Below are 13904 nucleotides of genomic sequence, written 5' to 3' on the forward strand. Positions count from 1 at the left end.
GCCACAGAAGACCCGCCAGGCGTGGAAAATGGTCCGATGACCTCACCACCCTGGCCGTTAACGTCCGGCAAGGTCTGGAGAGCAATAAATTGCATGAGGTGCCCGAGGCCTCAAACTTCCTGCTGCTTCTGGCGAATGTAGAGTGCAGGAGTGTTGTCGACGCGACACAGACTGCTGAGATGCCTGCTCAGCTGGTCACCGTTTTTCCGCCGTGCTGTTCCGGAACGTCAAGACCAGACTCCCCGCGCCTCAATAATGAGCAGACGATATGGCCGTTATCGAGCAAAACATGACCAACATGGAGGGAGCACAGTGTGTCTGATGGACCTGAAAATCGCGGCCTGCCTAACTCCTCGCCCTGCACCGGGGGTAGGGGAGAGGCAGGGCACCGCGCAGGCCGCCAATGGCCGCAGCAAGATGCTGGGCGCCCGGGTACCGCCGGCGCTTCACGGGGAGTGGCAGGTCCAGGTGTCTCGCCCCCAGGACCGATCTCCGAGTCTGATCACCCTGGACGCCGTCCCGGCACTTGTGCACCCGCCGCGTGATGAGAACGTCTGGGTCAACTCCACCCTGGGTCTAGCCCAGAAGGCGCGACCTTGAGAACCTGGGAATTTTACGAGCGCTGTCCTGTACGGCCTGCACTCCTTGGGCTCAGCCGGTGACCGCCACAGACCGACTTGTGCAACAAGTGTGCGGCACGCCCGGTCATCCGCTGGCGCCTCCGCTCAGGGCCTGGTGTGCCGAGTCGCGACCCTTCCTGGCCTTCGCCGAGGCGAACGTCTCCAAACTTCGCAAGAAGGTCCGTGAGGCGGTGGCAGAGGGCCAGCAGGCCGATCTGCGCGCGGAACTGCTGGTCGCGGCTTGGCTGCTGCGCTCCGGCAGCGGCGTCCTGACCTATGAGCCCCTTAAGGCGGGGGGTGGCCGTGGGCCAGACTTCGCCCTGAGACTGACAAATGGAAGTGATGTGTATGCCGAGGTGGCCCGGCTGCGCGGCGGTGACCTGCCGCCAGTGGACAGGCTGGCGCGGGTCCTCTCGGAGAAGGCTGGGCAGCTACCGCCGGGGGCGCCTTGCGTCCTGGCTGCCGTGCTGCCCACCGCTGTCCCTGCCACTGAGCTTTTGCCCGTCGTGTTGCGACGGCTGGCCCGAGCGGCACAGGGGGAGGCGCTGCCCGGCGTCCCACCCGAGAAGGCCCGCGCTTTCGAGCGGGTGCGCACCCGCCTCAGCGGGGTGGTGCTGTTCGGCGCGGGCGAACCTCCAGACGTGACGCTGTGGGTCCACCAGGGCGCGGCCCACCCGCTCTCACCCGCAGCGCTCCGCGCTTTACGATGAACGGGAATGGCTGCTCTCAACAAGCCAGGAAAGGGCTGAACAGGACGCAGCCGCCCAGCTCAGAGAAGAGCTGCGCAACCTCACGCTTTATTGGGTTGCGTCTGAGGATGGATAGAGAATGGCAGGTCTACCGGGTAGAGCTCAATCCAGAGGAGAGGAGGCAGCGGGGAGCGGAGGCGTGTCCCCGCGCTGTGCGGCATGGAATAGGCGTACGTTTCGCGAATAGACGATGAATGACCGTATCCGCACTGACGTGTGCCTCGTCGCCCAGAATCATTAGCCAGCGCCCGCCCAGCGCCGGCTCCTTGTCCCTGATCGCGCGCTCAGAACTTAGCCTTCCTCCAGCACGACCTCAATCTCCACCTCGGCATTCAGACTGGCCCCCACGGTGCAGTATTTTTCGTGACTCAGGTGTGCGGCCTTCTCCACGTCTTCTTGTGTGATGCCCTCGCCGGAAACGACGTGACGCATCAGGTAGTGGTAGTACCGGGGAGGCTGATGCTCGCCGTCGCGCAGTCCAGTGAGTTCCACACGGTACTTCTGAACAGGTGTGCGGCGTTTGCGCAAGATCTCCACCACGTCGCTCATGCTGCAGGCAGCCAGGGCGGCGAAGACAGCGTCCATCGGCCCGACGCCCAGGGGGTGATCTGGCGTCATGTCAATGATGATCTGCTGTCCGGCGGTGTTGTGCGCCGTGTAGCGCTGCTGTCCGGCGTGATGAATGGTCATGGACTTCTGGGTGGGCTGGGTCATTTCTGTATTTTCCTCAGGCGAGTGCGGGGATCAAGGGCGTCGCGCAGGCCGTCGCCGATCAGGTTGAAGCTCAGCACGGTCAGGGCAATCATGATGCCGGGAAAGACGGTCAGCCACCACGCTCCCGGCAGATAACGCCGGGCGCTGCTGAGCATCTCGCCCCAATCGCTGGTCGGCGGCTGCACGCCAAGGCCCAGGAAGCTCAACCCGGCTGTACTGAGGATGGCGCTTCCAACGCTGATGGTGGCCTGCACGACCAGGGGACTGGTCATGCTGGGAAGCAGGTGACGGAAGATGATGCGGGTGTGACCGGCACCAAGTGCTCCGGCAGCCTCGACGAAATCGTTGGTCTTGACGTTGATCACCTCGGCCCGGCTCAGCCGCGCGAAGACCGGGATCATGCCGACGCCAATGGCAACCACGGCGTTGGTGAAGCCGGGGCCAAGCGTCCCGATAATCGCCAGCGCCAGCAGCAGACCTGGGAACGCCAACAGGATGTCCATCAGCCGCATGAACAGGCGGTCTGTGGTCTTGCCGAAGTACCCGGCCAGGATGCCGATGGTGGTTCCGACAGTCAGCCCCAGCACCACCGGCAGGATGCCGGCCAGCAGAGATACCCGCGCGCCGTACAGCACCCGGGTCAGCACACTGCGCCCGAAAGCGTCGGTCCCGAAGGGGTGCTGCGCGCTGGGAGGTTTCAGGCGGTCCAGCCAGTTCTGGGCATTCGGCGCGTCCGGCGCGAGGATCGGAGCCAGCAGCGCAGCCAGGATCAGCAAGGTCAGTAGGCCCACGCCGAACCGAGCCGCCGGACGCGACAACAGACGGCCCCAGAAGCCCTGGTTGCCCAACGGACGTGCGGTCTGTCCAGGTGCAGCGGCCACGACCTCAGCCATACTGCACCCTGGGATTCAGCAAGCCGTACAGGAGATCCACCGTCAGATTCACCAGCGTGAAAACAACGGCGGCGAACACGACCACGCCCTGCACCAGTGGAATGTCCCGGCTGATCACGGCGTCCAATGTAAGGCGGCCCAGACCCGGCCACGCGAAGATGGACTCAGTAATGGCCGCACCGCCCAGCAGGCTGCCAAATTCCAGGCCGATCACGGTGACCACCGGAATTAGGGCGTTACGCAGCGCGTGCCGCAGCACCTGCCGAGGCGCCAGTCCCTTGGCACGCGCGGTCCGGACATAATCCTGCGGCAGGGTCTCGAGCAGGCTGGCGCGCATCATGCGAATCTGGATGGCGAGCGTGCCGAAGGCCAGCGTCAGGGCCGGCATGACCAAATGGGCCGGGGTGCCGCTGCCGCTGGGCGGCAACCAGCGGAGTTGCAGCGCGAACAGCAGCATGATCATGATCGCGAACCAAAAGCTGGGAATAGAGATGCCCAGCAGGGAGATCGTGGTAATGAGATGGTCCCAGCGGGTATCACGCCGGACAGCTGCGGCAATGCCCAGCGGGATGGCCACCAGGACAGACAGCCCCAGGGCGACTGCCGTGAGCTGCAAGGTGTAGGGAAAACGCTGCAGGATCTCGGTCAGGACCGGCGTTTCCGTCCTGAGCGACAGCAGCTTTCCAGTCACGAACTCCTGCAGGAAGCGCCCGTACTGCACCACCCAGGGATCGGTGAAGCCGTACGCCTCGCGCAGTTTGTCGAGTTGCTGGGCGGACATGCCCTGGGCCTCCTCGCCCAGCAGCGCCACCACCGGATCGCCTGGTACAAACTTCAACAGCAAGAACACCAGCACCGTGACCCCGAGCAAGACGGGAACCGTGCCCACCAACCGCCCCAGCACGTACTGAATCATGTGGCACTTCCGATCGGGAAAGACGAAGCGCGTTCAGAGGCAGGGCCTTGGAACGACGAATGGAATGGATAGAGAGGGGAGACAGGGGCAGCCTTTAGAAGGGGAATGTGACCCCCGCGTCGCTGCCCCGTTGCCCTATTTGACCGTGGCCTTGCTGAGGTCGAGATTGATCCAGGAGTAGCGCCAGTCCTCGCCCTGCAGCCGGTTGGTCTTGGCATAGGCGGTCAGGGGGTAGTACAGCGTCAGCCAGGGCATGTCCTTGTGGATCTGCTCCTGGGCATCCTGGTACAGGGCCAGCCGCTTGGGCTGATCACTGCTGCGACGGGCATCGAGCAGCAGTTTGTCTACCTTGACGTTCTTATAGAACGACCAGTTGTTAACCGGGATCTCCTTGCTGCTGAACAGGGCGTACAGCGCGTAGTCGGCATCCAGGGTCACCGTGCCCCAGCCGCTGATGAACAGTTCGGCATGATTGGGTTTCTGCATGTTGGTGCTGTAGGTCCCGTAGTCGGTGATCTGCACGGCCGCGTTGAAGCCGAGCTGCTGCAATGAGAACTGGATGGCTTCAGCCAACTGGCGGTTCTCGGCGTTCTCGTAGGTGGCGAGGGTAATCTTTGTGCCGGGCTTCACGCCCGCCTGCGCGAGCAGGGCCTTGGCTGCGTTCAGGTTGTAACTGACCCCAGGCAAGTTCTTGCCGGCGCCGTACACGGTGGGTGGAATCGGGGCAGTGGCCTTGACGGCGAGGCCCTGACGCAACACGTTCACGATCATGTCACGGTCGATGGCCTGGGAGATGGCTTGCCGGACGCGGGCGTTCTTGGTGATTCCACTCTGGGTGTTGAAGCCCAGATAGGTGGTGCCCCAGCCGAGCTTCTTGAATACGCTGAGGTTCTTGTCGGCGTCCAGTTCTTTGTAGCTCTCGGGCGGAACGGTGGTGATCAGGTCCACCCGTCCGGTCTTCAGTTCGACGACCTGGGTACTCACGTCTGGGATGATGCGGAACACCAGCTTTTGAATGCCGACCTTGCCGCCCCAATAATTAGGGTTGGCGACGAGTTCGATCTGGTTGCCGGTATTCCACTTGCTGAACTTGAATGGACCAGTGCCGACCGGGTTGCGGGCGAAATCCTTACCGCCAGCTTTCACGGCCCCCGGAGACACGATGGCCGTGACCGGGTGCGTCAGGTGGGCCAGCAGGGGGGCAAACGGATCGGCGGTCACAAACTCGATGGTGTCATCGTCGATGACCTTGATGGTCTTGATCATGTTCAGGACGTAGCCGCCGGGGGCCTTGCTCTCCGGAGCGATCAGCCGCTCCACGCTGAATTTCACAGCGGCGGCATTGAACGGCGTCCCATCTTGGAACTTCACGTTCTTGCGCAGCTCAAAGCGCCAGGTGGTCGCATTGATGCGTTTCCAGCTGGTGGCCAGACGCGGTTTGATGGAGCCGTCCTCTTCCCGGGCAAGCAGACTGTCGTAGATGTGGTTGGTGATTCCGAAGGCCAGACCGCTGAAGGTCATGTTGGGATCAAGCGTGGGCGCGTCATTCGTCGTGGCGATCGTGACGGTGCCGGACTGCGCGCCGGCGAGTGAAACAGGGAATGTGAAGCAGGCCAGGGCCAGTGTCAGTCTTTTCATGGGACGAACCTCCATCAGTAGAACGCTTTTGTCGTCGGGAACGCTGGTCCGCGTATCAAGTCAAAAACAGCCGAGATGACACGTCATCCGCTCACGATATGACATTCGTCGCCATTGCGGACTGTCCGGGGTGGATTCAACTAGACCGGCCTATAGAAAACCACCAGGCAGAACGTCACGCCCGGAGCGTGGTCCGCCCCGAATTTTCTCTCCGCCGCATGAAGGCCTCGACGCTTCTGGTCACGCGATGCGGCCTGGTTGTCCCGATCAGCACAACTTGCTGGGGCCGGTGGTGTCGGCGAGCGACCTGAACCCATTTGATGTTGCGCTCGTGGTGCACGGTTACCCGATCGGTGGCTTTGAAGGTCAAGATTCTCAAGCGCTGAGATCTTCCGCAAATTGCACCTGGACTGGAAACCCGATCAAGATTGTTGTCGGGACAGCAAAGCGGTACAACGGCTCCTCACAGTGACCTGAGGCGCGGGCCTAGAAGGAGTGCCCCACCTCTGGAAAGCTCGGACGGCTACCGACAGTCGGACCTCGTCTGTAGTGCCTTAAGCTGCCTGGTATGTATCCTCGTCAACTGATTCATAGCGAGGCACAGGAGTTCTGAAGGCGTTCAGAACGTCAGGTCGCACCTAGCATTGCCCCAGACCCATAAGAGAACCTGTGCGAATTGTTTGCTTCCTCTCAGTGATAGGGATGGTGATGTGGGTGCGGCGGCGAATATTCAAGACTTGGGCGTATAGGGTAAGGAACTCTTGAGTTCACCGTTGCCGCTTGAAGCCGAGCTGCCTGTCCTCCTGGTGCTGAATGCGTCCGTCGTAGAGCGTGATGGACACGACACGAGCAACGAGCCGGCTCCAAACGCTTCGAAAGCCAGCACTCATCAGGGATCTCCTGGCCTCTACTGGGACCGAGACAAATCCAGTCAGCCAAGCAGTAATCGTTTCCGAACTGGGTATTTGCAACACAGCAGCCCAACCGATTCGTGCACCACTTGGAAGGTCTGATGACACCTCTCTGCACTCAAGGCCTCGTTTGTCTTGCACCAGCTACCGATCCGATGATGCAAGAAGTCGAGTGGACCCGCCGATGATCCAGAATGTTGCCGGGAGGTTCCCTGAAGCGGTCTGCCCTGCGCCCCTTGCTTCCGTCAGATCTTGAGGGCAGGACTGAATCATTCCAGCGAAACCACCACTTTACCCCGCACATCCGGCCCCTCAGCGTATTCATGGGCGGCGCGGATGTCAGCCAGTGGAAAGGTTTGATCCACTGGGACCATCAGCTCCCCGCTGTCGATCAACCGGGTCAGGAAGGCCAGATCCAGCCCCCGCTCCGCCGTTCGCACAGCAGCAAAACGCGGCTCCGCACCCGGCAACATGGCCGCCGCGTCCGAGAGCCGGGTAGGTAGGCCACGGGTGCTGACCAGCACGCCACGGGGGGCTAGGGCATGCTTAACTTCACTGAACTTCAGGGCGGGGGGCGTGTCCAGGATCACGTCCCAGGGCTGGCCGAAGTCATTCCAGTTCATGTCGTCGGTGGATACCGCCTCGTCCACGCCCAACTCGCGCAGGTACTCAAGTTTTGAGGAGCGCGCCACCCCGGTCACGTGCGCGCCCATGATCCGGGCCAATTGAACCCCAAAGGCGCCGATGCCACCGGATGCGCCGTAAACCAGCACCCGCTTCCTGGCCTGGCCACCCTGCAGTCGCCCCTCACCGCGCAGGCCCTGCAGGGCAGTCAGGCCAGACAGGGGAACCGCCGCTGCCGTGACCAGATCAATGCTTTCAGGGGCCAACCCGACGCGCGACTGACTGACCGTGACGTACTCGGCGGCCCCACCCCCACCGTGACCCAACAGGGTATAGACCCGGTCGCCTGGACGGTAGGCGGTCACTTCCGGCCCGCAGCCCGCGATCTCTCCCGCAGCGTCGAAGCCGGGCGTGAAGGGCAATTGTCCGGCCATGATCAGGCCCAGCCCGCCGCCGCGCAGGTTGAGATCAGTGCCGTTGACACTGGAGCCGTGCACGCGGATCAGGACTTCGTCCCCTTTTGGGGTGGGCCAGGCCACCTCCTCGACTTGCAACACCGAGGGAGCGCCGAAACTGTGAAAACGGGCCGCCCTCATGGCTGTCCGGGTGGCATAGGTCGTGGTACTGGCATCATCTTTTCCCCTCAAGCCTGGGCGGTTTGCGCGAACAGAGCCGCATGTTGCCTTACCCATTGTTCCAGGGTGGTCTGCTTCACGGGCAAGTGCGACAGGACACGGTCCATGGCCACCACCATGGCGTCCAGTGGGGCCGCCTCTCCCGCCTTGTAAGCGGCGACGATGGCTGTCTCGGCCTCCGGTCCCACCACACGGCCCATGATGGCACCGAACTGTTCGGGGGAGAGGGATTCGTAAACAATCTCGCGACCCAGTGCAGAAGTGAATACGGCGGCTATATCTTTCCCTCTGAGAGCCTGCGGACCGCCCAGATTGAACGACAGCCCGGCTAGATCAGGCCGACCCAGCGCCGCCACTGCGAAGCGTCCCAGATCCTGCGCGGCGATCCACGAGGTCGGGCGCCCGGCTTCGACCGGATAGGCCAGCACGTTCTCGGCCCCGAGGCGCGGCAACACCCACGGTCCCAGAAAGTTTTCCATATACGCAGTGGGGCGCAGGATGATGCCTGGCACGCCACTCTCACGCAGGAGCTGCTCCAGATGAATGCGGTAATCCAGCATCGGCAGGCCGGTAGGTTCCTCAGGAGTCTGGCCGCTGGTGTTGAGAACCACCAACTTCACCCCGGCCTCTTTCGCTGCCTGAATCGCGTTGCGGGCGTAGTCCAGTGGATTGCCTCTGCCGGAGAATGGGAGCATCAGAAAAACTTTGTCCACGCCCTGTGTGGCTCGGCGCACGCTGTCCATATCGGCCAGATTCCCTGCCACCACGTCCGCGCCCGCATCTACCAGGGAACGATTCCTGGCCGTATCGGTAACCAGGGCCCGCACCCGGTATCCAGCGTCCAGCAATCCATGGGCGACCGGCGCACCCTGCGCCCCGCCCGCTCCGTAAGTCAAGATCAGTTCACTCATGGTCTCCTTTCCTCGCTGGCACTCAGCATTGCCTTATCCGGAAAACCACGTTAGCAGCGACACTTCATTTTGTGAAGAAGTTTCCGAAAATTGCTATAGTTTCTAGAAATGAACTTTGATAAGCAAATCCAGGAGCGGCCCGAATGTACGGTGGAACGGGCCTTGGCGGTCATTGATGGCAAATGGACCACCCTGATTCTGCGTGACCTGCTGGCCGGAACACGGCGTTTTGGAGAACTGCGAACCAGCCTGACTGGCATCAGTCCCAAGACCCTGACGGATCGCCTGCGAGATCTGGAGCGGCAGGGTGTCGTGACCCGAGTGGTGTTTCCAGAGATCCCGCCGCGTGTGGAATACACCCTGACCGATAAGGGCCGCGCGTTGGGCAACGTGGTGTATGCGCTGGCCGAGTGGGGCGCTGAATGGACATGAATGGGGCGTAGGGCGGGAGAAGCCCATTGACATACCGATACCGCTTCGTCAAAGGCGGTAATCCGGTGTCAGGCGCATCGACAGCGCGAAACTCCTTGGCAAAGGAGAGCCAGTGACTGGAGACCGAAGCATAGACGCCGCCTAATCACGCCTTTGCTTATGGCGTTTGAGTCACCGTGTTGTCCAGCACCCAGCCGCTCTAAGAGGCGGTCGAGCCCTGCTCCTGCCTCCTGACTTCCAAAGCCAACAGCGACCATCTACCCTTGAGTCCGACAACTTGTTAAACCTGCGCTTTTTAGACCCGGTGGGTAGAGGGTTCAAGGTAATGACGCGTTGTAGTGATGGAGAAAGAGCCAGACGACGGTTTCGAGATGCGACTGACGACGACTGAAGGCCAGGGAACGGCGGACCAGATGGGCGAGGCGAGCACGCAAAGTCGCGTTGAAACGCTCAATATGCTGGGTTCCACCGATGCGATGCAGCTTCCCGAAGACCACGCTCTTGTCGGCCGCTAGGCGGTCTGTATGACAGACCGCGTCCAGGTACGGTGTTTCCAGGCTGTGCCAGAGCCCGTATGCGCCCAAGGTGTCGCGGGGACCGAGGAAGCACCCGACGATCCGTCGGGTGTGCCGATCCATGGCCAGCCAGATCCAGAGCGGTCGTTGATGACTTCTCACGAACGTGCATAGTTCGTCGCATTCCAGCACCCTTCGAGAGGGTGCCGGAATGCTCAAGCTTTTTTTGTAGAAGACGCAGGGGTGTTCAAGTCGTGTGAGACGCTGCGACTCAACCCTTTGAGATGCAGACGGAACCACGAGCGGCTGACTCCGGTGACCCGACAGATTCCCCGGTGAGAGATCCGCTCAGTCAACAACCGGTCCACCAGGGCGATGGTCTCCGCTGAAATACGATGCCAAACCGGCCTCAAGGTGAACTGGTGGCCACAGGCGCAGCAGAGGTAGCGTTGCTTCCCCGTATGGGCATGACCGTTTTTGACGATGCGGACGGCGCCGCACTGCGGACACTCCAGACCGTTCATGCTCCATTGAATACCTGTCATGCTCAAAAATCCACGACCACCGGGTGCATAGGTTTGACAGGAGCTGAATACTGCCCTATATTAAAGAAATCAAGGCGGCCTGTGGGCCGCTTTTTCCGTTTTTACTCGGCAATCTTGGCGACAAGGAAGGGCACGTATCTTCCTATTCATTCACCGTTTTGCATTAGGTCCGCGGCCTGCAGTTGCCCGTCCCCGCCAGGTCCATGAACATGCCGGGGCGGGAGCGGCACCCCCGGACCCGCTGGAGTCGTTGACGAAGTGCTGGCCCGGCGATACTGGTCAAGGTTGTTGAGACGGGCATGCAAGGTCGGAAATACCTGCACCCGATCGTGACTTTCGCAGCTCCTATTATCATTGATTTGGTCTGGATCCTCTGGCAAGGCCGTCCTGGCCCGAGCCGGATGACCAATCGTTAAACCCATCGGTTGAGCAGCACAGTGCTTCACACATGCAGGCAACGCAAGCTAGCAGCATGACCAGCTTCGGGAAGACGGCCAAAACCTTAAAAAAGCTCTGGCCTGCCCTGGAAGAGGGTGATGTCAAAGCCATTCACGAGGCCCGTAAACTCACCCGCAAGGCACAGGCCCAACTCCGGATTGCCAGCGCGCCGAAACGAACCAAACGGGCCTGGCGGGACGTGCGGCGCGCCGTCGCGCCCGTCCGGGATCGGGACGCTTCAGGTGAGCTTCTGCTCACGGTCCTGAAAGACCTGAAGGTCCCCCAGGAAACCCTGGACCAGTTTCAAACCGACTGGGAAGCGGCCCGTCAACGCACCTTTGCCGAGGTCGAACTTCCGGAACCGCCCTCCGCCGTGAACCGCCCGAAGCACTGGAAAGCTCGCGTTGAAGAAGCCCTGTGCAGTGACGCCCACGAACTCATCAGGGAAGCCAATCAGGTGTTCCAGACCAGTGCGGTGGAGCCGTGGCACGAATGGCGCAAACATCTCAAGCGCTACAGGTACACAGCTGAACTCGTTGGAGAAGCGCCAAACGCTGTCTTGCAGGTCCTCGAGCAACTCGGCCGCATGCAGGATGCACAGGTGGTGCAGGACCTTCTGAGTCAGGAGGGGTGGGTCCCGCAGTACCGGGAAGCTATCCTGGGCCGTGAAGCCGCCGCTCAGCGTGAGGCGCAGGAACGCGTGCGGGAGTTGTGGCCGGCATTGCACGATGCTCTGAAAGCGGTTGTGGCAGGTTGTTGACCTCAGGGTAAAAATGGGGACTGCAGAACGTGCTGGGAGCAGTGGTGCAGTTCAACAGGCGCTGAAGAGCAGGAGCGGTTGACCAAGTCGGATGGTGGTTGGTGACCCGAGCAGGAAGGACAACCATCCTTGGGTACATCGCCGTGATCGGAATATTCCACGACGCAGTGACTATGCCCGGGACGTGCTCCATAGCGTAAAACCCGAGACGTGCCCTAAGCTTGCGCAGTCGCGCCAGACCCTATCGATAGGAGTGGACCCGTGGCATGTCACCGCCCTGCGGCAGGACGGCCAGCGTGGCTCCGTGGCGGTTAATGACCCGTCATAACTCGCCGATGTCCATGGACAGCTCGGCAATGTGCCACTGGAACTCGCCCCTGTACCCGGTGGTGGGGGCCCACAGTGGCCGCAGATCTCCATGCACCAGATCAGACTGAGCGGATCAAGGAGGAGCGTCCCTGTACCAGGAGACCCTGACTCCCCTTGTGCCATGTATTGATGGGGTCAGCCCTCCTGATCCTCAGGCCAGGCGTCGCTGACAACAGAGTGTACAGATGACCTTCGCGTCTGGGAAGTCCACACGTCAGGGTGCAGGGCACGGGTGAGATTGATCGTCCCAGCAAGGCAAGCGAATGCAACGCCGTTGCGGCGTCATCGAGATGTCATCGCGGGATTTCTAGAGTCCTGACAGTGACATCAAAGGAGTGACTTATGAATTCAATCTTCAAAATCAGTTTATGGGGACTGACGATGACCCTGTGGACCTCTGCAATTGCTACAACATCGCCTGCTGAATTTACCTTGAGCGCTCAAGCAACTGCCTGGACGCTGGGCGCAACTCAAAGCGCAAGTACGACTTTGCGGCTCGCTGGCCTCGACCCAGCCTCAGATCCCGTTCGCTTTACGCTGGAGGGCGTTCTGGCCGGCGCGGGCCGAGACAAAATCAGTGCTGCATTTGGTCCTCTGAAATCCAGTGAAAGTGCCCTCAAACTCAACGTTGGCGCTGATGTTCCGATTGGAACATATTCTCTGTCCGTGCGAGCATCCAGCGGCACTGTCTCAACGACGCTTCCACTTCGAGTCAAAGTGGAGCGGTGGCTTCTGGTTGACGCGGATAGGAGTGAGAATAACCGCAATGTTACCGAGAGTCACCGTCCCGATCCGAAGGCCAAGGATTCCGCGCTAGACACAGCAATGAAAAATGCCCTCAATGGACGAATTTACGATGTCTTTGCCGTGAAACAGGGTTCGATGACCACCGATCTTTCATCGATTGGAGGCCCTGCCATTGGTACGCTGCGCAAATACTCAGGTGTCGTCTGGTACACCGGTAATCAGGACTATCAAGTCCCTATCGAGCAGGATTATGCAAACTTAAGATCCTTCCTAGACGAGGATTCGCGCCGACTTGTTATGTTCTCTCCCGCCATGGTTCTGAATATGGCAGGGGCAGGGAACGTATTTCAGACAACGGAAAAAGATCCTCAGGACAACCAGTTGCTAACACAACAGAAGGATTTTCTTAAAAACGTCTTCGGGGTCAGCGGATATCACGGTTACTATGCGCGCGACAGCTATATGTTGACACCTGTTGCAGGAACACCGGTGACCCCATTTGGAAGGATCGAAGCGTCCGGCGGAAATAGTGTTCGTGTGGCCTTCAAAGCTTTAGAACACAAGTCGGTGCGAAGTTGGATGACTGCGCCGGTGCAGGATCAGCGGAACGTCATCTCGACTGGCTCCATTGTGCTTGGCCGGGGCGGCATTGGCCAGGCACAGACTTCGAGTGGACTGTTCATCGGTGTTTCGCCTGATGCTTTGAAAACGCCCAATCTGCCTGCCCTTCTTCGAACATTTCTTCTCTTCTGATCCATTGGTGCTGCGCATCAGCCGTTGAATCGAAATACATCGGGAAATGTTCCCTCTTCATTGCAGGGGAGGACTCTATTTAGAGCAGGCAGTCCTGTGAGGTGACGTGCCCCTGGCGACATCAACGACAACACCTTTCACATCCTGGTCCCGTCTCTTGCCAGCGCCCTGAGTTCTCGCCACAGCGCATCGCTCTCAGCGCTTTCTTCCAGGTTGCCCAGAGAACGGCCCACTGCTTCCCTTCCTACTGATAACCCTTGGCTCACCTGCCTCCCATGCCATGACACACCGGGCTCAGTCATGAACGCTTGGTGGACGGGTCCGACCTTCCGTCGGTTATGGCTGGCGAGTACAAGCGCGAATATCGGGGACGGCATCGGCAAAACGGCCCTGCCATTGCTCGTCGCCTCAATCTGCCGTGACCCCATCATCGTCACTGGTGTCGCCGTCTTCGCCTCGCTGCCGGGGCTAATGTTCACTCTGCCGTTCGGTGCCCTGATTCACCGTCTCGCCCGCCGCACCCTGCTGGTCGTCGCACACGCGGCCCGAGCAGTGCTGCTCGCCCCTGCGGTCTTCCCCGGGCACCTCCACATTGCTCTGCTGTATGGGCTCGCCTTCGTCCTCGGCACGGCGGAGACACTCGCGGACGGGACCGCCGAGACTGTCGTGCCGTCGCTCGTCGAGAACGAGCATCTTGAGGATGCCAACGGGGCGCTGTAGGCCACGAGCGTGAC

General features: G+C 60.8%; 14 protein-coding genes. 6 read left to right on the forward strand and 8 right to left on the reverse strand.

Annotation, left to right across the window (positions count from 1 at the left end; all coding sequences use genetic code 11):
• Positions 1-321: 321 nt before the first annotated feature.
• Together HNQ08_RS13940 and HNQ08_RS13945 are read left to right on the forward strand one after the other, a co-directional pair.
• Positions 322-600, forward strand: coding sequence for a hypothetical protein (locus HNQ08_RS13940; protein WP_184133270.1), 279 nt, complete (start codon positions 322-324; stop codon positions 598-600).
• Positions 601-658: 58 nt separating this feature from the next.
• Entirely contained in the window at positions 659-1330 is a 672-nt protein-coding gene (locus HNQ08_RS13945; protein WP_184133273.1) for a hypothetical protein, read from the forward strand.
• Positions 1331-1660: 330 nt separating this feature from the next.
• Here HNQ08_RS13945 and HNQ08_RS13950 read toward each other — a convergent pair whose 3' ends face one another.
• From HNQ08_RS13950 to HNQ08_RS13975, 6 genes are all read right to left on the reverse strand, one after another.
• The gene (locus tag HNQ08_RS13950; protein ID WP_184133276.1) at positions 1661-2083 is read right to left on the reverse strand and encodes an OsmC family protein; all 423 of its coding nucleotides are present in this window, start codon (positions 2081-2083) and stop codon (positions 1661-1663) included.
• On the reverse strand, positions 2080-2976 hold the full coding sequence (locus HNQ08_RS13955) for an ABC transporter permease (RefSeq protein ID WP_184133279.1): 897 nt from the start codon (positions 2974-2976) through the stop codon (positions 2080-2082). The genes HNQ08_RS13950 and HNQ08_RS13955 overlap by 4 nt, the downstream gene beginning before the upstream one ends.
• A complete protein-coding gene (locus HNQ08_RS13960) occupies positions 2969-3892 on the reverse strand; it encodes an ABC transporter permease (RefSeq protein WP_184133283.1) in 924 nt (307 codons plus the stop codon). The genes HNQ08_RS13955 and HNQ08_RS13960 overlap by 8 nt, the downstream gene beginning before the upstream one ends.
• 135 nt (positions 3893-4027) lie before the next feature.
• Positions 4028-5530, reverse strand: coding sequence for a glutathione ABC transporter substrate-binding protein (locus HNQ08_RS13965; RefSeq protein WP_184133286.1), 1503 nt, complete (start codon positions 5528-5530; stop codon positions 4028-4030).
• A 1180-nt stretch (positions 5531-6710) separates the two neighbouring features.
• The gene (locus HNQ08_RS13970; RefSeq protein ID WP_184133290.1) at positions 6711-7661 is read right to left on the reverse strand and encodes an NADP-dependent oxidoreductase; all 951 of its coding nucleotides are present in this window, start codon (positions 7659-7661) and stop codon (positions 6711-6713) included.
• 47 nt (positions 7662-7708) lie between these two features.
• Positions 7709-8611: an SDR family oxidoreductase gene (locus HNQ08_RS13975; protein ID WP_184133293.1), complete on the reverse strand. Its 903-nt coding sequence runs from the start codon at positions 8609-8611 to the stop codon at positions 7709-7711.
• Between the two features lie 108 nt (positions 8612-8719).
• Here HNQ08_RS13975 and HNQ08_RS13980 point away from each other — a divergent pair, with 108 nt between their 5' ends.
• Positions 8720-9043, forward strand: coding sequence for a winged helix-turn-helix transcriptional regulator (locus HNQ08_RS13980; RefSeq protein WP_184133296.1), 324 nt, complete (start codon positions 8720-8722; stop codon positions 9041-9043).
• Between the two features lie 317 nt (positions 9044-9360).
• On the opposite strand, the gene HNQ08_RS28250 is transcribed toward HNQ08_RS13980, so the two are convergent.
• On the reverse strand, positions 9361-9858 hold the full coding sequence (locus tag HNQ08_RS28250) for an IS1 family transposase (RefSeq protein ID WP_425321348.1): 498 nt from the start codon (positions 9856-9858) through the stop codon (positions 9361-9363).
• A complete protein-coding gene (locus HNQ08_RS28255; RefSeq protein ID WP_425321349.1) occupies positions 9774-10103 on the reverse strand; it encodes an IS1/IS1595 family N-terminal zinc-binding domain-containing protein in 330 nt (109 codons plus the stop codon). The genes HNQ08_RS28250 and HNQ08_RS28255 overlap by 85 nt, the downstream gene beginning before the upstream one ends.
• Before the next feature lie 472 nt (positions 10104-10575).
• Between HNQ08_RS28255 and HNQ08_RS13990 the strand changes: the two genes are divergently transcribed.
• From HNQ08_RS13990 to HNQ08_RS14000, 3 genes are all read left to right on the forward strand, one after another.
• Complete coding sequence (locus HNQ08_RS13990; RefSeq protein WP_184133301.1) at positions 10576-11301, forward strand: CHAD domain-containing protein; 726 nt, start codon at positions 10576-10578, stop codon at positions 11299-11301.
• A 711-nt stretch (positions 11302-12012) separates the two neighbouring features.
• On the forward strand, positions 12013-13170 hold the full coding sequence (locus HNQ08_RS13995; protein ID WP_184133303.1) for a COG1470 family protein: 1158 nt from the start codon (positions 12013-12015) through the stop codon (positions 13168-13170).
• 300 nt (positions 13171-13470) lie between these two features.
• On the forward strand, positions 13471-13890 hold the full coding sequence (locus tag HNQ08_RS14000) for an MFS transporter (RefSeq protein WP_184133305.1): 420 nt from the start codon (positions 13471-13473) through the stop codon (positions 13888-13890).
• Positions 13891-13904: the final 14 nt, after the last annotated feature.

The sequence above is a fragment of the Deinococcus humi genome (genome assembly GCF_014201875.1).
Classification (GTDB): Bacteria; Deinococcota; Deinococci; order Deinococcales; family Deinococcaceae; genus Deinococcus; species Deinococcus humi.